Source organism: Pseudoalteromonas sp. APM04 (assembly GCF_022809815.1).
In the GTDB taxonomy this organism is placed as follows: domain Bacteria; phylum Pseudomonadota; class Gammaproteobacteria; order Enterobacterales; family Alteromonadaceae; genus Pseudoalteromonas; species Pseudoalteromonas marina.
Genome location: NZ_CP094441.1, coordinates 3,324,550 through 3,344,471 on the forward strand (window position 1 = coordinate 3,324,550; position 19,922 = coordinate 3,344,471).

23 protein-coding genes are annotated in these 19,922 nt (G+C 40.8%); 14 read left to right on the forward strand and 9 right to left on the reverse strand.

Features of this window, described 5'->3' with window-relative positions:
- The first annotated feature begins 67 nt into the window (after window positions 1-67).
- The 5 genes from MTP24_RS15355 (at window position 68) to MTP24_RS15375 (ending at window position 5,418) form a co-directional block, all read left to right on the forward strand.
- Entirely contained in the window at window positions 68-349 is a 282-nt protein-coding gene (locus MTP24_RS15355; protein WP_008129485.1) for an MliC family protein, read from the forward strand.
- A 67-nt stretch (window positions 350-416) separates the two neighbouring features.
- Entirely contained in the window at window positions 417-2,447 is a 2,031-nt protein-coding gene (locus tag MTP24_RS15360) for a methyl-accepting chemotaxis protein (protein WP_010557941.1), read from the forward strand.
- A gap of 73 nt (window positions 2,448-2,520) precedes the next feature.
- Window positions 2,521-3,987: a 4-hydroxy-3-polyprenylbenzoate decarboxylase gene (ubiD, locus tag MTP24_RS15365; RefSeq protein WP_243532031.1), complete on the forward strand. Its 1,467-nt coding sequence runs from the start codon at window positions 2,521-2,523 to the stop codon at window positions 3,985-3,987.
- 148 nt (window positions 3,988-4,135) lie between these two features.
- Complete coding sequence (fre, locus tag MTP24_RS15370; protein WP_243532033.1) at window positions 4,136-4,849, forward strand: NAD(P)H-flavin reductase; 714 nt, start codon at window positions 4,136-4,138, stop codon at window positions 4,847-4,849.
- Between the two features lie 158 nt (window positions 4,850-5,007).
- Window positions 5,008-5,418: a CBS domain-containing protein gene (locus tag MTP24_RS15375; RefSeq protein ID WP_006792457.1), complete on the forward strand. Its 411-nt coding sequence runs from the start codon at window positions 5,008-5,010 to the stop codon at window positions 5,416-5,418.
- A 98-nt stretch (window positions 5,419-5,516) separates the two neighbouring features.
- Here MTP24_RS15375 and add read toward each other — a convergent pair whose 3' ends face one another.
- The 7 genes from add to cyaY all read right to left on the reverse strand — a co-directional run bounded on the left by add (window position 5,517) and on the right by cyaY (window position 12,691).
- Window positions 5,517-6,518 carry an adenosine deaminase gene (add, locus tag MTP24_RS15380; RefSeq protein ID WP_010557938.1) on the reverse strand — a complete coding sequence of 334 codons (1,002 nt, stop codon included), beginning with the start codon at window positions 6,516-6,518 and terminating at the stop codon, window positions 5,517-5,519.
- A gap of 269 nt (window positions 6,519-6,787) precedes the next feature.
- Window positions 6,788-7,900: a heme biosynthesis HemY N-terminal domain-containing protein gene (locus MTP24_RS15385; protein ID WP_243532035.1), complete on the reverse strand. Its 1,113-nt coding sequence runs from the start codon at window positions 7,898-7,900 to the stop codon at window positions 6,788-6,790.
- Window positions 7,897-9,729, reverse strand: coding sequence for a uroporphyrinogen-III synthase (locus MTP24_RS15390; protein ID WP_243532037.1), 1,833 nt, complete (start codon window positions 9,727-9,729; stop codon window positions 7,897-7,899). The genes MTP24_RS15385 and MTP24_RS15390 overlap by 4 nt, the downstream gene beginning before the upstream one ends.
- A complete protein-coding gene (gene hemC / locus MTP24_RS15395) occupies window positions 9,730-10,668 on the reverse strand; it encodes a hydroxymethylbilane synthase (RefSeq protein ID WP_243532039.1) in 939 nt (312 codons plus the stop codon). It abuts the gene before it with no gap.
- A 31-nt stretch (window positions 10,669-10,699) separates the two neighbouring features.
- On the reverse strand, window positions 10,700-11,692 hold the full coding sequence (locus tag MTP24_RS15400; RefSeq protein WP_243532042.1) for a DUF2914 domain-containing protein: 993 nt from the start codon (window positions 11,690-11,692) through the stop codon (window positions 10,700-10,702).
- A 22-nt stretch (window positions 11,693-11,714) separates the two neighbouring features.
- Complete coding sequence (locus MTP24_RS15405) at window positions 11,715-12,371, reverse strand: dienelactone hydrolase family protein (protein WP_006792463.1); 657 nt, start codon at window positions 12,369-12,371, stop codon at window positions 11,715-11,717.
- On the reverse strand, window positions 12,368-12,691 hold the full coding sequence (gene cyaY / locus MTP24_RS15410) for an iron donor protein CyaY (protein ID WP_006792464.1): 324 nt from the start codon (window positions 12,689-12,691) through the stop codon (window positions 12,368-12,370). Before cyaY ends, MTP24_RS15405 begins: the two co-directional genes overlap by 4 nt.
- Before the next feature lie 157 nt (window positions 12,692-12,848).
- Between cyaY and MTP24_RS15415 the strand changes: the two genes are divergently transcribed.
- From MTP24_RS15415 to MTP24_RS15445, 7 genes are all read left to right on the forward strand, one after another.
- Window positions 12,849-13,043 (forward strand): lipoprotein, encoded by a 195-nt coding sequence (locus MTP24_RS15415; RefSeq protein WP_243532044.1) that lies wholly within the window; start codon window positions 12,849-12,851, stop codon window positions 13,041-13,043.
- On the forward strand, window positions 13,044-14,297 hold the full coding sequence (lysA, locus tag MTP24_RS15420; protein WP_243532046.1) for a diaminopimelate decarboxylase: 1,254 nt from the start codon (window positions 13,044-13,046) through the stop codon (window positions 14,295-14,297). It begins immediately after the preceding gene.
- A gap of 64 nt (window positions 14,298-14,361) precedes the next feature.
- The gene (gene dapF / locus MTP24_RS15425; protein WP_010557932.1) at window positions 14,362-15,192 is read left to right on the forward strand and encodes a diaminopimelate epimerase; all 831 of its coding nucleotides are present in this window, start codon (window positions 14,362-14,364) and stop codon (window positions 15,190-15,192) included.
- Window positions 15,189-15,800: a DUF484 family protein gene (locus MTP24_RS15430; RefSeq protein WP_243532049.1), complete on the forward strand. Its 612-nt coding sequence runs from the start codon at window positions 15,189-15,191 to the stop codon at window positions 15,798-15,800. The genes dapF and MTP24_RS15430 overlap by 4 nt, the downstream gene beginning before the upstream one ends.
- The gene (locus tag MTP24_RS15435) at window positions 15,797-16,741 is read left to right on the forward strand and encodes a tyrosine recombinase XerC (protein ID WP_243532051.1); all 945 of its coding nucleotides are present in this window, start codon (window positions 15,797-15,799) and stop codon (window positions 16,739-16,741) included. The genes MTP24_RS15430 and MTP24_RS15435 overlap by 4 nt, the downstream gene beginning before the upstream one ends.
- A gap of 9 nt (window positions 16,742-16,750) precedes the next feature.
- A complete protein-coding gene (locus MTP24_RS15440) occupies window positions 16,751-17,461 on the forward strand; it encodes an HAD-IA family hydrolase (RefSeq protein ID WP_010557929.1) in 711 nt (236 codons plus the stop codon).
- Between the two features lie 47 nt (window positions 17,462-17,508).
- A complete protein-coding gene (locus MTP24_RS15445) occupies window positions 17,509-17,865 on the forward strand; it encodes a HopJ type III effector protein (RefSeq protein ID WP_006792471.1) in 357 nt (118 codons plus the stop codon).
- A 37-nt stretch (window positions 17,866-17,902) separates the two neighbouring features.
- On the opposite strand, the gene MTP24_RS15450 is transcribed toward MTP24_RS15445, so the two are convergent.
- Window positions 17,903-18,310 carry a GNAT family N-acetyltransferase gene (locus MTP24_RS15450; RefSeq protein WP_008129452.1) on the reverse strand — a complete coding sequence of 136 codons (408 nt, stop codon included), beginning with the start codon at window positions 18,308-18,310 and terminating at the stop codon, window positions 17,903-17,905.
- A gap of 40 nt (window positions 18,311-18,350) precedes the next feature.
- Complete coding sequence (locus tag MTP24_RS15455; protein WP_006792473.1) at window positions 18,351-18,656, reverse strand: DUF6482 family protein; 306 nt, start codon at window positions 18,654-18,656, stop codon at window positions 18,351-18,353.
- 92 nt (window positions 18,657-18,748) lie between these two features.
- On the opposite strand from MTP24_RS15455, the gene MTP24_RS15460 reads away from it, so the two are divergent.
- Together MTP24_RS15460 and MTP24_RS15465 are read left to right on the forward strand one after the other, a co-directional pair.
- Entirely contained in the window at window positions 18,749-19,441 is a 693-nt protein-coding gene (locus MTP24_RS15460) for a pseudouridine synthase (protein WP_243532053.1), read from the forward strand.
- A gap of 102 nt (window positions 19,442-19,543) precedes the next feature.
- Entirely contained in the window at window positions 19,544-19,918 is a 375-nt protein-coding gene (locus MTP24_RS15465) for a BlaI/MecI/CopY family transcriptional regulator (protein WP_004588989.1), read from the forward strand.
- Window positions 19,919-19,922: the final 4 nt, after the last annotated feature.

Here is a 19,922-nt window from a genome sequence, read left to right on the forward strand (position 1 = left end):
CACCAACGGTTAATTTTGCTCTGTTATTCTGAAATAGAATAGCCGGTGAAAAATAAAGGAAGGGGAAATGAAAGCAACAATCGTTTTAGTAGTTTATTTACTGTGTTTAATAGGGTGCAATGACAAAACAACAACCACACACTATGTATGCAATGATAATAAAGCCGTGCTTAATGTCTTAGCAAACGAAAAGGCAGAACTCACTTTTAAAAATAAAACCTATCATCTTAAGTATGAAAAAAGCGCCTCTGGTAATAAATACATTAGTAACAAAGTCCTTTTTTGGGGGAAAGGCACTGAAGCTATGCTTATAATTTCAGGGAATAAACACCTATGCAGCACAAAATAACAACCTACTAACAACATATTAAAAAACTTGCTATACTAACAAAAGTCTTAATTTTGTTGATGAAGTTATGCGTTCTATTGCCATTAAACATAAAATAATTTTAGCCTTTTCTGCCATTGGCTTACTAATGCTTATTAGTAGCTTATTTTTTTACTGGTCCTTAAATAAAATAAGCACCACAACTTCACGTATAGAAAACCTTGCCGTACCAGCCCAACAAGTAAGTAAAGACTTAAGGCTATCGCTTCTTTCTATTACCAAATTCAATGCTCTAGCTTATAGCCAAACAAAACCTGATTTATTACTGACCAATAAAAAAGAAGCTCTTAGCGAGCAACAAGAATTCAGTAATATGCTCAATGCACTTAAGCCGCAATTAACGGGTCAGCAAAACATGCAAACTTTGCTAGTTGACGCTTCAAAAAACTTTGAGCAACTAAGCAAAACAAGCGCAAACATGTTTAATGCCAAAGAACAGCGTTTTAGTGCGCAGTCGGCTGCCGCTCTATTAATTACAGAGTTTGGTGTTGAGCTCAGCAATCTCAGTAATGGCTTACTCGATATAGAACTCATAGAGGTCAGTGCAAAGCAGCAATCTTTACTCAGCTCTGTATTTGGCACTGCAACACGCATAGACGACTTACTATTTAATTTAAGCAACAATATTAAAAGTATTACGCAAACTACCAGTATTAACGACTTAAATGCCCATCAACAAGATACCCAATTTTTACTTGATAACATCCAGCCAAACTTTGTGTATTTAGAACAGCAAGCCACTCCCTTTGGTGACAATTTAAACGCGGCTCAATTCACCGAGCAATTTAATAACTTAAGATCACGATTGAATGGACCCGATGGTATTTACGCTCAGCAAAATAAAGCGCTTAAAAACACCCAAATGGCACAGCAAAGTTTTGAGCGCTTTCAACAAGAATTTATAGACACAGAAAGCCAATTATTACAGCTTAATAAGCTAGCTGACGAGCGTTTTCAAACACTGCAAAACAGTGCCAAGTCGGCCATTAACATGGGCTCTAGCTCTGTTGTTATAATTGCGATTGTACTTATTGGATTACTTATTGTTATTTCAATATTTACAACTAATGCCATGCTAAAACCGCTTAAAAAAGTAAATAGCGATTTAGCACGTATTGCCTCGGGTGATTTTTCTAAACGCAGCCAACCGCGCAGCAAAGATGAGTTTGGCACTTTACTTAACAACATCAATAAGCTCAGTGACGATTTATCACACCTTATAAAAGCAATTAGTAATGATGCCCACGAGCTTGATAAATCGGCCATTCAAACAAGTGAAAAAGGTCAACAAATGACCATTGTTGCTCAGCAACAATTAGAACGAAGCGCACAAGCCACAGACCTTGCACATAGCATGTTAAATAATTCGCAAGCGGTTTATGAGCAGGCCGATAATGCATCTAACGAGATCACCAACGCCTCTCAGTTTGCAAACGACGTCAACCAAATAGCTAACGACAACAGTTTAAGTATTGAAGCACTCTTAAATCGACTCGATAAAGCGGTAAGTAGCACAGAAGAGCTGGCTGAGTTTACAGATTTAATAGGCGCAATTGTAAACACTATTAGCAGCATTGCAGAGCAAACTAATCTACTTGCATTAAATGCAGCAATAGAAGCGGCAAGAGCCGGAGAAAATGGCCGAGGTTTCGCGGTGGTTGCTGACGAGGTCCGCTCATTAGCGGCACGCACACAAAGCTCCACAAGTGAAATTCACACTATGATTCAAACGCTGCAACAACACACAAAAACGACGCAAAAAGAAATTAACGATGGCCAACAACAAGCTAAACAGTGTGTTGAAAACAGTGCTGAACTAAATAAAGCGGTTGAGCGTATAAAAGGAACATTACTTTCAATTAACCACATGAGTGAGCAAATTGCTACGGCTTCTCATGAACAGTTAACAAACAGTGATGATATTCAAAAAATAATGGCTAAGGTGACCGAACAAGCCACTTTAAATGCCAATAACGCAACCACCCTAGCAAGCGAAAGTGAAGACGTAAATCAACTTGCACACTCTTTAACAAGTGCCGTAGAGCGCTTTAAGTTTTAAGTACAGGTGTAATGACTTGCTTTGCATGAAATGGGTATAATAGTTCAACTCTTTTGCTTAATAGCGGCCCATAATGAAATATAAAGATCTGCGCGATTTTATCAATTTACTTGAAAAAAAAGGTGAGCTTAAACGCATCACCCAAGAAATTGACCCGTATCTTGAAATGACCGAAATTTCCGACCGCACACTGCGTGCAAAAGGTCCTGCCTTATTATTCGAAAACCCAAAAGGGCACAGCATGCCGGTGCTTACCAATTTATTTGGAACACCGAAGCGAGTGGCTATGGGGATGGGCCAAACAGACGTAAATGAACTTCGTGAGGTGGGTAAACTACTCGCGTTTTTAAAAGAGCCCGAGCCCCCAAAAGGCATTAAAGAAGCACTTGGATCTATTCCTGTGTTTAAAAAAGTGCTGAATATGCCAGCTAAAGAAGTTAAAAAAGCACCTTGTCAGCAAGTAGTTTTAGAAGGCGATGACGTTGATTTAACAAAGCTACCTATTCAACACTGCTGGCCGGGCGATGCAGCCCCTTTAATTACGTGGGGTTTAACCGTAACAAAAGGGCCATACAAAAAACGTCAAAATCTGGGTATTTATCGCCAACAGCTATTAGGTAAAAATAAAATAATTATGCGCTGGTTGTCGCATCGTGGTGGCGCGCTCGACTTTCAAGAGTGGTGTAAAGAAAATCCTGGCCAGCCTTATCCTGTGTCGGTGGCGTTAGGTGCTGATCCGGCGACCATTTTAGGTGCGGTAACTCCTGTTCCTGATACGCTTAGCGAATATGCATTTGCTGGGTTATTACGTGGAAGCCGAACTGAAGTAGTAAAGTCGATTTCAAATGACTTGCAAGTACCTGCCAGTGCCGAAATAGTACTAGAAGGCCATATTATGCCAGGCGAAATGGCGCCAGAAGGCCCCTATGGCGACCACACTGGTTACTACAACGAAGTAGATGACTTCCCTGTTATGACCGTAACTCACATTACACACCGTAAAGATCCTATTTATCACAGCACATTTACTGGCCGTCCGCCAGATGAGCCGGCTATCCTGGGTGTTGCACTAAACGAAGTATTTGTTCCAATATTACAAAAACAGTTTCCCGAAATTGTCGATTTTTATTTACCGCCTGAAGGGTGTTCGTACCGCATGGCAGTAGTCACAATGAAAAAACAATACCCTGGTCACGCCAAGCGCGTAATGATGGGAGTATGGTCTTTTTTACGCCAATTTATGTATACCAAGTTTGTAATTGTGTGCGACGACGATATAAATGCACGCGACTGGGAAGATGTTATTTGGGCCATAACAACTCGTATGGACCCAGCGCGTGATACAACGTTGATTGAAAACACTCCAATAGATTACCTAGATTTTGCCTCTCCGGTATCGGGCCTCGGCTCTAAAATGGGTATGGACGCGACTAATAAATGGGTAGGCGAAACCGACCGTGAATGGGGTGAACCAATAGTAATGGATAAAGCCACCAAAGAACGCGTTGATGATATTTGGGATAGCCTTAAAATTCTCTAACAACTAAACAAACCCAGCGATGGTCAATAATTTATTCACCATCGTTCGAGTAAGCTATAAACAGGCTATAAAATAATCCTATAGGTATGCTAGAATCGATTCATTCAATTGCGTATCTGCTGTCAAAAGCGCTGCTAAAAGGTAAAAAATGCAAACATTAAAAGCTGAAGTTGTAGCTATCAGCCCACTTACAGAATTTGTTAACAAAGTAACTTTAAAGCCACAAGAGCCTGTGACCTTTGAAGCGGGCCAATACATGCAACTCGTGTTAAGTGAAAAAGACAAACGCGCTTTTTCTATTGCTAGCCGCCCATCTCAATGTGACGAAATAGAACTACACATTGGTGCTTCGGGTGCAGACTCATACGCAATGCAATCGCTTGAACACTTACGCAATGCACATGCAAACAACACAATGGTTGATATAGAGGCCGGGTTAGGTGTTTCCCAACTTCGTTTGCAATGTAACCGACCTATTATTTTACTTGCCGGTGGCACTGGTTTTTCGTATGTAAAATCAATGGCTGATCACTTAGCTGAAATAAACTGTGACCGCCCTGTATTATTTTATTGGGGTGTTAAAGAAGAGTCTGCTTTGTACGCACATGAAGAAATGAAATTATGGGCAGAGAGCCATGAACATTTTGAATTTATTCCTGTTGTCGAAAACCCATCAGCTAATTGGCAAGGTCACACTGGTTTTGTGCACAAAGCAGTAATGCAAGATATTGTATCACTTGAACCTTACGACATTTACATGGCGGGTCGTTTTGACATGATAGGGATTGTACGTGACGACTTTATAGCTCATGGCGCTATTCGTGAAAACATGTACGCCGATGCATTTGCATTTATTAAGTAAACTCATCGCATAGTTTAATAATAAGCACCTACGGGTGCTTTTTTTATGACTTTAAATTTTTAATAGTTTAAACCTATCATATTCATCAATATAAACAATTTCCTAAAATCCAATCTATAAACCATACTTTGTACAGAACATCAGCGGGAGAGACCCAAATGCTAAATACAAAAGTAAAAGATTTTATGCAACGTAAGTTGCCAAACATAACACCAGACACCGAAATGACGACAGCCATAGCCGAGTTACAAAAATTTAAATTACTTGGTGCGCCTGTATTCGACAACGAAAAGTGCCTTGTCGGATTTATTTCAGAGCAAGAGTTATTAAAGCCTTTAATGCAGAGCAGTTATTTTTGCGAAGGGGTTGTAAAAGTGTCGCAGCTTATGCAAACCAATGTAGTCACAGTAAGTAGCGATTTAAACATTATTGAACTGGCTGAACAAATGCAGCCGGGTAAGCCTAAAAACTACCCAGTGGTAGAAGGCGTAAAAGTGGTAGGAATGATAAATCGTGCCGATGTACTCAAAGCGCTCTACGATAACTACCTAAGCTGTCAAGAACACTAATTTAAACCTGAGCGTTAGACAGTAAACCTCTTATTAACTAGCGCTCAAGTTAAGTCTATAAATATGCGGCTTCAAAGCGGCATATTTATTTGTATTGCTTAACGTGCACTCACTTGTGCTAATAATGCTTTTTTATCGCCGTCGCTTAAAAATGCAATTTCCAACGCATTCGCTTGGGCTTTTTCTATATCAGCCTGAGATAAGCCAGCCTTTGGTGCTGCAATAGTATATTCATGCTCTATTTCTATACCTTCAACAGCCGGGTCATCTGTATTAAGGCAAGCAAGAATGCCATGATCTAAAAACTGTTTAAGCGGATGCGTAGCTAGGTCAGTAACTGTACTGGTTTGAATATTACTGGTTAAACATGACTCAATACCAATACGGTTATCACGCAGGTAATCCATTAACGTTGGGTCTTCAATTGCTTTTACACCATGGCCAATTCTACTTGCACCTAGCTCGTTAATCGCTTGCCAAATACTGGGCGCGCCAAGTGCTTCACCGGCATGAATGGTTGACGCTAAATACGCATCACGCACTTGCTTAAAGTGCTCAATAAATAACTCTCCTGGAAAGCCAATTTCATCGCCCGCTAAATCAACAGCCACTAAATCATTTTTAAACGCAAGTAATGCATCAAGCTCATGTTGGCAGGTTTTAACACCATAAGTACGCGATAAGATACCAATTAAATTAGCTTTAATATTGGCATTTTTTGTTGCTGATTTAATACCATCAACCACAGCTTCGACAACACCTTGTGGATGTAAGCCTTGGCTTTGAGCCATGTAGTAAGGGCTGAAACGAAGCTCAACGTAATCAAGACCTTGTGCTTGTGCATCTTCAATATTTTCAATAGCTATACGGCGGCATGCATCGTAATCGCCAAGTACCGTAACACCCCAGTCTAGCTTTTGTAAGAAAGCGACAAGGTTTGGCTCTGGATCTATCACTTGAACATGAGGAATTAATTGTTCAACGTTATCTGCGGGTAAATCAATATTAAACTGACGACCAAGTTCTAGTATGGTTTGCGCGCGAACATTACCATCTAAATGACGGTGAATATCTAGCAAAGGTAGTTTTCTATTGATCATAGTAGCACCCAGTTTAATTAAATTTTTGCGCATAATACGCAGATAGAGTTATTTTTCAAGTCTATACGCTTTGTAATATTATTAAGCGGTCATATGTCTGCTTTTTGTGCAAATATTCACGCACTTAACAATAATATGTATAAAATAGTCTCGCCTTACTTTTTATTGTTTCGCTAAATTTAAAAAATACCTATAAAAAAGCACAGGTAAAGCATTTATACAACGCCTATAACCTGTGCCTAAAATATATAACTAATCAGCTAGTAAACTTATTTGTTATATAAAACGAGCGCCTTTTCAGCCTGTGCCGTGTTTTTGTAACTCAAAGCTGCTTGGTCTGCAAAATGGTGTTTATTATCACCATTAAGTGCTTTATCGAACACACGTGCCGCTAAATCATAATCACTTTGTGCATTAGCAAGGCACGCAAGCGACAACAGCAGTGCTGTATTAGTGTCGTCTTTTTTAAGGCGATCTTGAATACTGGCTTGTAATTTGTGCGCTTCGCCATGGTTTGCATTATTTAAAATAGTAGCAAGCTCATCATGTTGGCTGGCTTGCTTAACCATTTTAGTTAAATCGCCCTCAATAACAGCAAGCTGACCTGTTGCAGCCATTTGAGTTAAATACGCAGTATGCGCATAAGTTTGAAGTTTTCGTGGTAATTGTTTGTATTTATTTGTTAGTTCATCAGCTGATTGAGCCGAAAAATAGGCAGTAAATACACGCGTCCACTGATCACTAGAAAACACTTTTTTACGCAGTAGCTTGGGTAAAAACTCTTCTAGCACGCTAAAGTGCTGCTGTTGTACCAGTACCTCAGTGTACAGTTTAAGCTCAAGTGCAGTGGCTTTTTTAGCTTCTGCATTAACGCGCAACTGCGATTCAATTGCACTGCTATCGCCACTTGCCAACCATAGTTTTGCTACTTTCAATTGCTGCTCAGGGCTTATTTCAAATAATCGTTCTAGTGCTTTATCTGCCTCGTTGTTAGCAAGTGCCGCTTTAGCCAATAGTGCTAAACGAATATCATCAAATTTATCTGGCACACTGTTGCCAGAAAGCGCGCGCTCTACTTGTTCGTAATCGTCGTTTATAGCACTGAAAAGGGCTTGTTCAATTGCGGCGAATTTACGCTCTTCACTGCGGGCAAAAAAACCATGTTTGGTATTTCTATAAATTGATAATAAATAGCGTATTAGTTTATACGTAAAGTATAAAGTTGCTGCAGTCATTGCAGCCATAATACAAAACGAAACAATGGTGCCTTCAATTGTTGTGTTATTAAACGAGATAAGCACGTAGCCTTTTTCGTCCAGTACAAAAGGGGTTACCGCAAGTACAACAACAATAGCTACAATTAAGATTATTAGGCCTATCATTGCACCCACTCCTTAACCGTTTGTGTACTTTGCAGAGTGACCTCTTGGCTAAAATTGAGCTGCTCTTTTTCTAATTTAGATAGCGTATTTAGTACTGATTTTGTGGCGTCATCGTCTTGCTTAAAGTACTCGCTAGTTAAGCGCTTAGCTTCGCTTAACGCACTAAAGTATATACTCGCTTGCTTACTTAATAGTGCGTCCTGCGCCTGTGCTATATTTAATTTAATTCGTTGATTAATTAAATTACGCTCTTGATCGGTTAGTAAAGGTTCAATAGCAATCCCTTCATGGCGCCTAATAGTAATAAAACTATCAACAATTTTATTCCAACTATTACTGATATTTTGCTGCCAGTCGTTAATATCTTCGCTAAGTGCATGTTCATCAATTACCAATGTTTCCTCTGGTAAGTTGACCGCGTTAAACACCAATTCGTCAATTCGGTTAATAACACTATTTAACTGTAAATAAATGGCCTCGGTAGCAACCGGTTTTAAACTATCCAGCGTTTGTATGTCTTGCATAATGGCTTGGCGAACTTCAATTGTGCCAGGGTGCTCACTTAACAGTCCGTCTAAACGTTTTAGTACAGCGCTTGCGCCTTGGTAATCTTTTTCGGCCCACAGTTTAAACTCAGCCATTCGTTGTAAGCTGGTGACCTCTTGTGGGTTTAAAGATGAACCTTGCTGCTGCGCTTTTTGCAGCGCAGCTTTTAATGCTTGCTGATTTTCAAGAGTGCTTTGCGTTAATGCCTCAGATACTTTTTCTTCGCTATTAAATAACGCTTGTTGTAAGCTCATTTGAGAAGATTTAAGTGCAGCAAGCTCTTGCTGGAGCAGCTTGTTTTGCTCGCTAAGTTCATTAACAATTGTGTTTTGCGCTTTACCTGCATTTAGCTTTTGATAAAACTCGTAGCCAACTCCAGAGGCCACAACTAACGATATTAACAATGCAAGTGAAGCCACTTTACTTACTTTTTGTTTGTCATTTGCTGGTTTGTTTTTTACGTTTGCTTGCTCATTTTTAACTGCTGTTGAACTCGAAGCTGTTGATGTTGTGTTTTCTGTTGTTATTGACTTAGGTTGTTCACTCATGCTGCTACCTTGCTGATTAATACAGGTAAACATAGCGTTATCGCTAGCCCCTGCTGCAATATGGATATTTGCCAAACTAACATGTTGTTGCTGTAAATATGCGGCTATGCGCTCGCTGGCAACATAAAAGTGGCACTGTTGTAACCATTGTAATTGTTGTGCAGCAAGGGGGGTAAACATGGCATCAACTGCTGCATTACTTGTTATGACTATACCGTGTACATTGCTGCTTTTCCAGTGGTCAGTCCAGTTACTGGTTAAATCTGGCACTGGCTCACGTTCATAAACAACACAATTATTTAAAAACGCGCCACGCTCTTTAAGTACCTTGGCGATGTCTGGGCGACCACCTTGCCCTTTAACCAATACAATATTGCTACCATCAACCTGAGCCAACGACTTAAGAGCCAATATCCCTTCTGAATCGAACTGCTTAGGCGTGGCTGCACGCACACCAAATAATTCATATATTGTATCGGCAGTTTGCTGCCCTACAGCATAAAACTGCGCTTTAATGTTTATATCGGGCTTTAATTGTGCCAGTGCTTTAACAGCGTCCTGAGAGATAAAAATAATTTTATCTGCATTAATAAGTGGGCTTAGTTGAGTACTAGAGGGCGTTAAATAGTTAATATTTAAAACAGGAAACAATGACGCCTGATAACCCGCTTGCTCAAGTTGCTCTGCAAGGGCTGCGCCTTTTCCTTCGGGCCGAGTTATCAGAATATGTGTCATTTATGCATCTCTGTATACGTCAGCTAAAATTTTATCTGCGCCTTGAGCAAGTAATTTTTCAGCCAGCTCTATTCCGAGTTTTTCGGCATCGTTAATATGACCCGCAACTTCGTCACGTAAAATTTCGCTGCCATCGATTGCGCCTACAAGCCCTCGTAAATGGACCTCTTCGCCATCAACTAACGCATAGGCACCTATTGGCACCTGACAACCACCTTCTAAACGGCGGTTCATTGCACGCTCTGCATTAACACGAATACGTGTATGTGTGTGCTCAAGCGGTGCTAATAACGCTTTAGTTACTTCATCTTCAATCCGACACTCAATACCTACAGCACCTTGCCCATTTGCAGGCAGCGATACTTCTGGTTCAATGTAGTCAGCAATACGCTCGCCCATTTCTAAACGAATAAGCCCTGCCGCTGCTAAAATAATCGCATCGTATTGCCCAGCATCTAATTTAGCTAGGCGTGTATTTACGTTTCCGCGTAGATCACGGATTTCTAAGTCAGGTCTCAGTGCTCTAATTTGGCATTGGCGGCGCAAGCTTGATGTACCTACTACCGCTCCTTCTGGTAACTCATTCAAGTTAGCAAAGTGATTTGATACAAACGCATCGCGCGGATCTTCACGCTCACAAATGGTATGAAGGGCTAATCCTTCTGGAAACTCCACCGGCACATCTTTCATTGAGTGTACGGCAATATCAGCTCGACCATCTAGCATAGCTTGCTCAAGCTCTTTAACAAATAAGCCTTTACCGCCAATTTTAGCAAGTGGTGTATCTAAAATAATATCCCCTTGGGTCGACATAGGGACTAACTCAACACGCACGTCATCATGAAAATGCTCTAGCTGCGCTTTTACAAATTCGGCTTGCCATAGCGCCAGAGCGCTTTTACGGGTTGCTATACGTACTAATTTTGTTTTTTCTGTCATAGGGGTATCCAATTAATTACTGCGGTTAGCATTAGTTAGCTAACACTCTAAATTCTTTTTGAGCTATTAAATTACCTTGCTCATCAACAACAGCTACACGCCAATGGCCTGTTTGCGTGTTCATAATATTTTTTGTTGAATAAGTTCTGTAGCGTGGCGAAGTAACATTAAGTGAAATTTCGGCCATTGTTTCACTTTCAAAAGACCAAACATGTTTTACGCGCTGGCCTTGCAGTCCTTTAAGCTCACTAAAAAATGATAACGAACCTTCAAACTGACTTAAACGCACGTCGGCTGCAAACACATTAGTAGGTTCGCGTTTTGCTACACTGCGTGTAAGCACTGCGCGGCTTATTTTACTGGTATCAATCTGAGCACCGAGTGCCACGCTAGCAATATGGGCATCTTCAGCAAATTGGTCTGTAACAGGTTGTGCATCAATATTACTCTCTGGCTCTAATGCGATTGTGCCAAGCTCAGAAGTTTGCTCTGACGCAGGTACAGATACAGTTTCACTTGTTGTATCAGCGCTTATTGCATTAGTGACCAACGCATCGTTTTTACTGTTATCAACTGTATTCGTTTTTTCAGTTATTGAGTCAACTGTTGATTGGGTTACTGTCGGCTCATCTGAGATTGGCGCAACGGTTACTGACTCAGCGTTTTCAAGTAAGGCATTGGTAATGTCAGCCTCTTGAGTTGTTGGTAGTTGCTCAGCAGGCAGTGTTTCAGCATGCTCAGTCTCTATATGCAATTGGTTGCTGGGTGCATTATGTGTTTCGCTTTCAGTTACTTCATCACCTTGTGTGCTATCAGTAATTAAAAGCTCTGTTTGTTCATTGGGATGTGCGCCCTGATCTGCATTTACTGAGCTGGTTAAACCATATATCACAGCCGCAGACGTCATTACTATCAACATAGCCAAACTCACAATTCGACGCCAATGCCATTCATAGCTTACCGTAGGTAGGCTGTTTTGTGGTTCGCGTTTTACATTTGCTTTAATAACTATTTTTTGACTCATATTGACCTCAGCGGCTCCAAAATTAGCTTAAACGGGCAATTAACCATTGGCGAATAGCGTGTAACTCTTCTGCACACACTTGGTGTGCCATTGGGTATTCTTGCCAGCTTACATCCATGTTATGTGCTGTTAATACATCAAATGCACTTTTACCTGCACTCATTGGTACCACATTATCGTGACTACCATGTGCCATAAATACATTTAAATCGGTATGCTTTGCTTCATCTGTAAATTTATGCGGCGCGCACATATAAGTAGACAGTGCCATAACACCCGCTAACTTTTGTTCAAAGCGCGGAGCTAAGTGAAGCGACACAACACCACCTTGTGAAAAACCAGCCAAAATAATTTTGTTAGCAGGTATTCCGTTGGCTATTTCTGTATTTATTAACGCCTCTACTTTCTCGGCAGACTCCCTAACCCCTTCTTCATCGGCACGTTTATCAAGCTCTATTGACTTAATGTCGTACCAAGAACGCATTTCCATACCACCATTTATGGTGACCGGTTGCACAGGCGCATGTGGGAAAACAAAACGCACGCCCAACTCGGCTGGTAAATTTAATTGCGGCGCTACAGGGGCAAACCCATCACCCGAATCACCTAAGCCATGTAACCAAATAACTGTCGCTTTATGCGCGCTCTGCGCGGGGTATTGAACAAACTCTAAACTCATAATGATGATTGCCACTTAATTTCTTGGCCAGCTTGGCGAGTTGACGCTTCGTTAATGAATTCCCAAAACTCTGCACCAGAGCGGTTATCAATCCATTGACCGTCACGCATTTCAAAATGGTGACCATTGAATTTAGTTGCTACCCACACTTGATGAAGAGGCGCTTGCTTATTGATGACAATTTTACTCTTATCAGGAAAAATAATTTCTAAAATACCTTGCGCTGATTCGTAATCTAAATCGGCTTCACAATCATCAATTTGCTCTTCAATTGTGAACATAAGAGCTTCGGCTAATTGGTGATATTCGTGTTCAGTCATTGTTGATTCCTTTGCAGGCGGGCCGCCTAATATTGGGTACGTAATTGCGTTAAAAATATGCAGCTAGTGTAACAGGAATAAAATCATCCGCGAATAGCTGCATTTTTTAGATATTCTGTTACTCTGCGATTATAAAGCCAGCAACAATATTAATCTAATGAAAGCGACACATACCTTACAATTAAAAAAACTATTAATTTGCACGGCCCTATTTAGCGCATTAACTGGCTGCGGACAAAGCGGCCCATTATATTTACCTGAACAACAGGCCGAGCAAAACCAACCAGAAAACACTATGGCGCCTACCACAGAGGCCAAGCAACCTACAACACCAGTAAAACAGGAGCAATAAATGGATTTTTTTAACTATAAAAACAATCAATTGTTTGCTGAAGATGTGAGTATTGCCGCTATTGCTCAGCAATATGGTACGCCTTGCTATGTGTATTCTCGTGCAACGTTTGAGCGCCACTATCTTGCGTTTGCCAATGCGACTAAAAACCATAAAAGCTTGGTATGTTATGCCGTAAAAGCAAACTCTAATATTGCTGTATTAAATATTCTAGCCCGCCTTGGTTCGGGTTTTGACATTGTATCTAAAGGTGAGCTGGCGCGTGTAATTAAAGCAGGAGGAGACGCCGGTAAAGTAGTATTTTCAGGCGTTGCTAAAACCGCTGACGAAATAGCGTATGCATTAAAATTAGGGATTAAATGTTTTAACGTTGAGTCGGCCTCTGAATTAGAGCGTATTTCAGAGGTTGCGTGTGAGCTTAACTTAGTAGCACCAATTTCTATTCGCGTTAACCCCGATATAGATGCAAAAACGCACCCTTATATTTCTACTGGCCTTAAAGAAAACAAATTTGGCATTGATATTCAAACCGCTGTAAGTGTTTATCAACAAGCCGCTGCTTTACCTGGCTTAAATGTAATAGGCGTAGATTGCCATATTGGTTCGCAGTTAACCGAAGTAAAGCCGTTTTTAGAAGCGCTCGACAAACTCCTTGCGCTAATAGATGAGCTAAAAAATATCGGGATAGAATTAAGCCATTTAGACATAGGTGGTGGGTTAGGTGTTCCTTACGACAACGAACAACCACCTCATCCTAGTGAATACGCAGAGCAAGTAACGGCTCGCCTAGAAAACTACCGCCATTTAGAACTTATTTTTGAACCAGGTCGTGCCATTGCTGCAAACGCAGGGGTATTAATTACGCAAGTTGAGTTTATTAAACAAAACCAAAGTAAATTTTTTGCCATTGTTGATGCTGGCATGAACGATATGCTTCGCCCTTCTCTTTATCAAGCGTGGCAAAAAATTATACCTGTGTCGGTTCGTGATGACGATACGCCAACTCACAACTTTGATATTGTTGGCCCCGTGTGCGAAACCGGTGACTTTTTAGGAAAAGACCGAGAACTGGCGCTGAAACAAGGCGATTTACTCGCCCAGCGAAGTGCTGGCGCATATGGCTTTACTATGAGTTCAAACTATAACTCTCGCCCACGCGTAGCTGAAATAATGGTAGACGGTGAACAGCACCATCTTATTCGCGAACGTGAAACCATTGAGAGTCTTTATCAAGGTGAGAAAATTTTACCATAAACGTTTTTGCCAACTAGCTGCTCTGTGGCATGATTACCACAGAGCAAACACGAATTAGAGCGCTATGTTAGTTAATTTTTCCAAAATGCACGGCTTAGGCAACGACTTTGTTGTTATTGATAACATTACACAAAATGTATTTTTATCACGAGATCAAATAAAAAAACTGGCTGATCGCCACTTTGGCATTGGCTTTGACCAATTACTCATGGTTGAAGCACCATACTCTCCCGATCTTGATTTTCATTATCGTATTTTTAATGCCGATGGTACCGAAGTAGAACAGTGCGGTAATGGTGCACGTTGCTTTGCACGTTTTGTGCGTATGAAAGGCCTGACTAACAAACATAAAATTAGTGTATCAACCAAATCAGGTAACTTAACGCTCTATATAGAAAAAGACGGCCAAGTTACGGTTAACATGGGGCACCCTAATTTCGAGCCAAGCAAAATACCGCTTAAAGCCAGCAAACGTGAACTCACCTACATTATAAGGGCTGAAGAACACACCGTATTTAGTGGCGCAGTATCTATGGGGAACCCACACTGTGTACTTGAAGTTGACGATATTACGACAGCGCAGGTCGATGTATTAGGTCCACTGCTTGAAAACCACGAACGTTTTCCACAGCGCGCTAATATTGGGTTTATGCAAGTTATATCGCAAGAGCATATAAAGCTAAGAGTATGGGAGCGCGGCGTAAACGAAACGCTCGCATGCGGCACTGGCGCGTGTGCAGCGATGGTCATTGGCCATATGCAAAGCAAGCTTTCAAGCGCGGTACAAGTCGACCTACCTGGTGGAACACTTCAAATACGTTGGAGTGGAGAAGGTCATCCAGTACGAATGACAGGCCCTGCTGAACACGTATTCGATGGACAAGTCGCGTTATGAGCGAGCTAAATGAAGAGCAAATTACTAGCTACTTACTCGCAAATCCTGACTTTTTAGTTAAACACCCAAACGTGCTTGCTCAGCTAGACCTTCAGCAGCAAGCGCAAGGGGCAACGTCATTAGTACATATTCAACAGCGCCAATTGCGTGAACACAATACGCGTTTAAAAAATCAAATCGATACAATGAGTCAGCACGCAGTTCAAAATGAGCTCGTATACCGTCTCCTCAGCCAATGCCATCGCCAGCTTTGGAGCCATGACGACTTTGATACCATCGCTAAAAATTTACACACGATTGTGTGTTCAAATAACGACATAAGTGACTTTAAATTAATAAAATACAGCACTGACTACGACGAGCTAATTGAACACCGCCTTACAAACTCTGGGCATTACTTAGGCCGTATTACAGCACAAGAACGGGCTCTATTATTTAGTGATGACACGCAATCTGCGGCTATATATTTAATTGGTGATAAAAAGCAACCGATTGCCATACTCGCGTTTGGCAGCAACAACGTGAACCATTTTGAACCCGCACAAGACAACCTGTTCGTTCTGGATTTTATTAGTGCCCTGCAGTTAAGGTTACAAAAACTCGCATGAGTGATGATGCGCCTAATATAAGCGAATTAAGTGACAACTGGCGAACACCCATTACGCTATTTAGCGACTACCTAAAATTTGAAAAACAATTTTCAGCGCACACTGTAAATCAGTATGTTAGCCAACTTGGTTTTGCAGCCCTTTATTTTAATAAATTATGCGATGACTGGTTTGGCGTACAAGCAGAGCATATTCGCCGTTACAGTATGGCTTTACGCGCTAAACAATTAAGTGGCCGAACCATTAGCTTAAAATTGAGCTGTATCAGAAGTTTATATAAGTTTTTAAAAGCTAAAAATATTGCGCAGCAATCGCATTATCACAATCCTGCTACCGGCATTAAAGGCCCCAAATTTGCCAAGCCTTTACCTAAAAACCTCGACGTTGATCAAATGGCTCGCTTGCTCGAAATTCCTGACGACGACCCTTTGGCAATAAGAGACAAAGCTATGATGGAACTTATGTATTCATCAGGTTTACGTATTAGCGAGTTAGTTGGCGCTAACATGCAAGATATTAATGCCAAAAGTGGCGAAATATTAGTTCGCGGTAAAGGTAATAAAGAACGCCTTATTCCCGTGGGAACAAAGGCATTAGACGCATTAAAAAAATGGTTAACCGTGCGCCCTCAGTTTGCAAAGCCAGACGAGCCAGGTGTATTTTTAAGTAGCCAAAAAAATCGTATTTCAATTCGCCAAGTGCGTTTGCGTATGCAAGAGTGGGGAATAAAGCAAGGTATTAGCTCACAGGTGCATCCGCATAAATTACGCCATTCATTTGCATCACATATTTTAGAATCGTCGGGTGATTTACGTGCTGTACAAGAATTGCTTGGCCACAGTAGCTTGTCGGCCACACAAGTGTATACCCATTTAGATTTTCAGCATTTAGCCAAAGTGTACGACAACACCCACCCGCGCGCTAAAAAACAAACTGATTAGGAAATTATAATGATCCGATTTAATCGTGCAATACGCCCTTTTTCTGTCATGAGCTTTGATTTAGACGACACGCTATACAACAACCACCCAATTATAAAAGCAGCCGTTAGCGCCCAACAAAATTACTTAAATGCATTACCACGCTACCAAGAACAAGGCCCTCAATACTGGCAACAATGCCGGCAACTTGCCGCACTGCAACAGCCAGAGCTAAAAGACAATGTAACGCAGTGGCGCAAGCACACATTGCGTTTAGCACTATCAAAGTTAGGATTTACTGAACAAGAAGTAGCACTGCACGCTAGTAACGCCTATAACGCATTTGCCGATGCACGCAGTAACATTGTAGTCAGCGACGACGTATTAGTGCTACTTGATAACTTAGCGCAACATTTTACCTTAATCGCCATAACCAATGGCAATGTTGAAATAGAACGCTTTAATTTACACAATAAGTTTGAGCTAGTGCTACAAGCGGGCATGCACGGTAAAGCTAAACCTCATAGCACCTTATTTGACAAAGCAGCTGCGCACTTAAAAGTCACCAAAAGCGACATACTTCATATTGGTGATAGCCTAGATACCGACGTACAAGGCGCCAATAACACAGGTTGCCAATCAGTGTGGTTAAACGATCAAAACGCTAAGTATAACTACAAAGGCCTAGCCGACGTAGAAATCACCAATATTCACGCATTAACGCATTTTATTCGTTCATAAATTGCTACGAGTAAATTAGCCTTATAAATTAAATTTAGGGAACAATTATGACTTTAAACGAATACCTTAAATCACTTGCTGAAAACCCAAAAAACATTCAATTTACCGATACAATGGCGGTGATTGAAGCCAATTACGATTTTACTGCTTGTGCCTTTAATAACCACGGGTTGCTGAGTTCAGCGAGTGAAAATAACGGCTCATGTAAAATTTTTGCGTTTGCAAAACTCAATGGGCTTAGCAAGCAAAACACTCTTGATTGCTTTGGTAAGTTTTACCGCGATGAGGTGCTTAAAAACCCTAACGGCGACGACCACATGAACATTCGCACGTTTATGTTAGCGCCAGAGGCGACACCATTTTTAGGTGTTACGTTTGAGGGCGAGCCTTTAACAGCGAAGTAACTGGGCTCCGATTAAAAAACTTGAGTTATGTTATAAATTAAAGTGGTTTTTCCATAAAATAGCGGGTGCCGCAAAGTGGGTAGTTATCAAGTTGATACTTTACGCTGTATCCGCGCTTTTCATAAAAAGGTTTTGCTTGAAAGTCGAGAGTGTCTAGCTGGGCTTTTTTAGCGCCAAGCAATATTGCAGCTTGCTCTAATTCTGTGAGCAACTGCCCTGCAAGGCCTTCATTACGAGCGATTTCACTGCACCAAAGCCAATTTATAATTAGCCAATTGCCAAATACGCAACCACTAATACCAGCCATTAGTTCGTTATTATTATCAACAAATTTATAGCCGAGTGGCACTCTTTGCGCATCAAAATGCTTAGCATTAAAATCAACTATTTTATTACGTAAAGTTGAGTTTAACGCATCACTGTTATCAGATTTTAATTGATACATATACCGCTCCTAAAAAAGCGATATTAGCAAACACACTTAATTAAAAAAGATTATTTTTACCGAAAGGCACTTCAAGTAAGTTGCTTGACGTTTTTTCGGGCTGCCCGCACATTTCATCGTATGCGCTTGTGTGGCGAAGCATCATTTGTGCGTACGCTATTTTTTCAAACCGCTTTTGTACATGCAGCGGGCTTACAGCTCTTACAAATTCGCCGTCTTCCTCTGTTACATAATATTCAACATTATTAATGATCACAGAAACCTGATAAAGCGCCATTTCAAGTGAGTGAACAACTACTTTTTGTAGCGGCTCATGATTTTTTAGTTCAGAAAATTTCATACCCATTTTTGTTCACCTTAATTAAATATCGCTCTATCGATACGCAGCTTTGCTATAATCGCGATCAGTTTTTTATTGCCAACTAACGAGAACACTTTATGAGCACCAAAATCCGCCTTGCTAAATACATTGCTCATGCAGGCGTGTGCTCGCGTAAACAGGCATCGCGTTTAATAGATGAAGGGGTAGTAACGGTAAATAATCGCCCAGCCAATCATATTGATCACGTTGATGAGCAAGACGACATAATAGTTAATGGCCAAGTAGTTAAAGGGGCAGCCGATTTAGTTTATTTTGCGTACCACAAGCCTGTAGGTATTGACTGCAAATTAAATGAAAATGACCCAGCCAGCCTTATTCACCATTTACCTACCCTCACCCGGGTTTACCCCATTGGCCGATTAGATAAAGACTCTCGCGGCTTGCTTATTTTGACCAACGACGGTGACTTTTGTAATCAACTTATTCACCCTGACTTCCACCAGCCTAAACGTTATTTAGTCACGGTAGATAAACCTATTAATAACGCGTTTTGTGAAAAAATGGCAGCAGGTATCCCCGTTGATAAACAAATTACTTTACCGTGTGAAGTAACTAAAATAGCTGACAATCAATTTAGTATTATTTTAAAACAAGGGCTTAACAGGCAAATACGTAAAATGGCGCATTACTGCGGCTTTAAAGTAATTGATTTATTTAGAGTGCAATTTAGCGAACTCGCCCTCTCAAACCTAAACCTACCTGAAAACCACTCTATACAAATTAATAAAGCTGATATTTCGAAAATCTAATACCAAATCGCTTAATTACACCGCAAAAAGTTAAAAAATAACCTTGCAAAAATAGATTACAGGTGTAGTCTAAACTTAAAGATTACATTTGTAGGCAATAAAATGATTGAGTTATCAAAAGCAGAGTTCGACGTGCTTGATGCGCTTTGGATTAATTACCCTGCCACCGCGAGCCAAATTATTGAGCGCTTAAGCGATGATAAGCAATGGCACGAAAAAACCATTAAAACCCTACTGGGTCGATTAGTTAAAAAAGGTGCACTGACCTTTGAAAAAGACGGCCGCCAATATATTTATACTCCCTGTATGGAGCGCGCCGACTACACATTAAAAGAGAGCAAAAACTTTATTGAGCGCTTTTTTAGTGGTCGTATAGCGCCACTGGTAAGCGGGTTTGCTAAATCAGAGCAGCTTTCGCAGCAAGATATAAATGAGCTTAAAAAAGTCATTGATGACTGGGAAAAAAACCAAAAGTAAGGAT

What these genes read in the sequence shown, in the direction of transcription:
- MTP24_RS15460 (WP_243532053.1), top strand. Translation starts at nt 18,749, where the DNA reads ATGAGCACCAAAATCCGCCTTGCTAAATACATTGCTCATGCAGGCGTG.
- MTP24_RS15450 (WP_008129452.1), bottom strand. Translation starts at nt 18,310, where the DNA reads ATGTATCAATTAAAATCTGATAACAGTGATGCGTTAAACTCAACTTTA.
- MTP24_RS15355 (WP_008129485.1), top strand. Translation starts at nt 68, where the DNA reads ATGAAAGCAACAATCGTTTTAGTAGTTTATTTACTGTGTTTAATAGGG.
- cyaY (WP_006792464.1), bottom strand. Translation starts at nt 12,691, where the DNA reads ATGACTGAACACGAATATCACCAATTAGCCGAAGCTCTTATGTTCACA.
- MTP24_RS15445 (WP_006792471.1), top strand. Translation starts at nt 17,509, where the DNA reads ATGACTTTAAACGAATACCTTAAATCACTTGCTGAAAACCCAAAAAAC.
- MTP24_RS15465 (WP_004588989.1), top strand. Translation starts at nt 19,544, where the DNA reads ATGATTGAGTTATCAAAAGCAGAGTTCGACGTGCTTGATGCGCTTTGG.
- MTP24_RS15430 (WP_243532049.1), top strand. Translation starts at nt 15,189, where the DNA reads ATGAGCGAGCTAAATGAAGAGCAAATTACTAGCTACTTACTCGCAAAT.
- hemC (WP_243532039.1), bottom strand. Translation starts at nt 10,668, where the DNA reads ATGACAGAAAAAACAAAATTAGTACGTATAGCAACCCGTAAAAGCGCT.
- MTP24_RS15375 (WP_006792457.1), top strand. Translation starts at nt 5,008, where the DNA reads ATGCTAAATACAAAAGTAAAAGATTTTATGCAACGTAAGTTGCCAAAC.
- lysA (WP_243532046.1), top strand. Translation starts at nt 13,044, where the DNA reads ATGGATTTTTTTAACTATAAAAACAATCAATTGTTTGCTGAAGATGTG.
- MTP24_RS15360 (WP_010557941.1), top strand. Translation starts at nt 417, where the DNA reads ATGCGTTCTATTGCCATTAAACATAAAATAATTTTAGCCTTTTCTGCC.
- dapF (WP_010557932.1), top strand. Translation starts at nt 14,362, where the DNA reads ATGTTAGTTAATTTTTCCAAAATGCACGGCTTAGGCAACGACTTTGTT.
- MTP24_RS15405 (WP_006792463.1), bottom strand. Translation starts at nt 12,371, where the DNA reads ATGAGTTTAGAGTTTGTTCAATACCCCGCGCAGAGCGCGCATAAAGCG.
- fre (WP_243532033.1), top strand. Translation starts at nt 4,136, where the DNA reads ATGCAAACATTAAAAGCTGAAGTTGTAGCTATCAGCCCACTTACAGAA.
- ubiD (WP_243532031.1), top strand. Translation starts at nt 2,521, where the DNA reads ATGAAATATAAAGATCTGCGCGATTTTATCAATTTACTTGAAAAAAAA.
- MTP24_RS15435 (WP_243532051.1), top strand. Translation starts at nt 15,797, where the DNA reads ATGAGTGATGATGCGCCTAATATAAGCGAATTAAGTGACAACTGGCGA.
- MTP24_RS15455 (WP_006792473.1), bottom strand. Translation starts at nt 18,656, where the DNA reads ATGGGTATGAAATTTTCTGAACTAAAAAATCATGAGCCGCTACAAAAA.
- MTP24_RS15440 (WP_010557929.1), top strand. Translation starts at nt 16,751, where the DNA reads ATGATCCGATTTAATCGTGCAATACGCCCTTTTTCTGTCATGAGCTTT.
- MTP24_RS15385 (WP_243532035.1), bottom strand. Translation starts at nt 7,900, where the DNA reads ATGATAGGCCTAATAATCTTAATTGTAGCTATTGTTGTTGTACTTGCG.
- MTP24_RS15400 (WP_243532042.1), bottom strand. Translation starts at nt 11,692, where the DNA reads ATGAGTCAAAAAATAGTTATTAAAGCAAATGTAAAACGCGAACCACAA.
- MTP24_RS15415 (WP_243532044.1), top strand. Translation starts at nt 12,849, where the DNA reads ATGAAAGCGACACATACCTTACAATTAAAAAAACTATTAATTTGCACG.
- MTP24_RS15390 (WP_243532037.1), bottom strand. Translation starts at nt 9,729, where the DNA reads ATGACACATATTCTGATAACTCGGCCCGAAGGAAAAGGCGCAGCCCTT.
- add (WP_010557938.1), bottom strand. Translation starts at nt 6,518, where the DNA reads ATGATCAATAGAAAACTACCTTTGCTAGATATTCACCGTCATTTAGAT.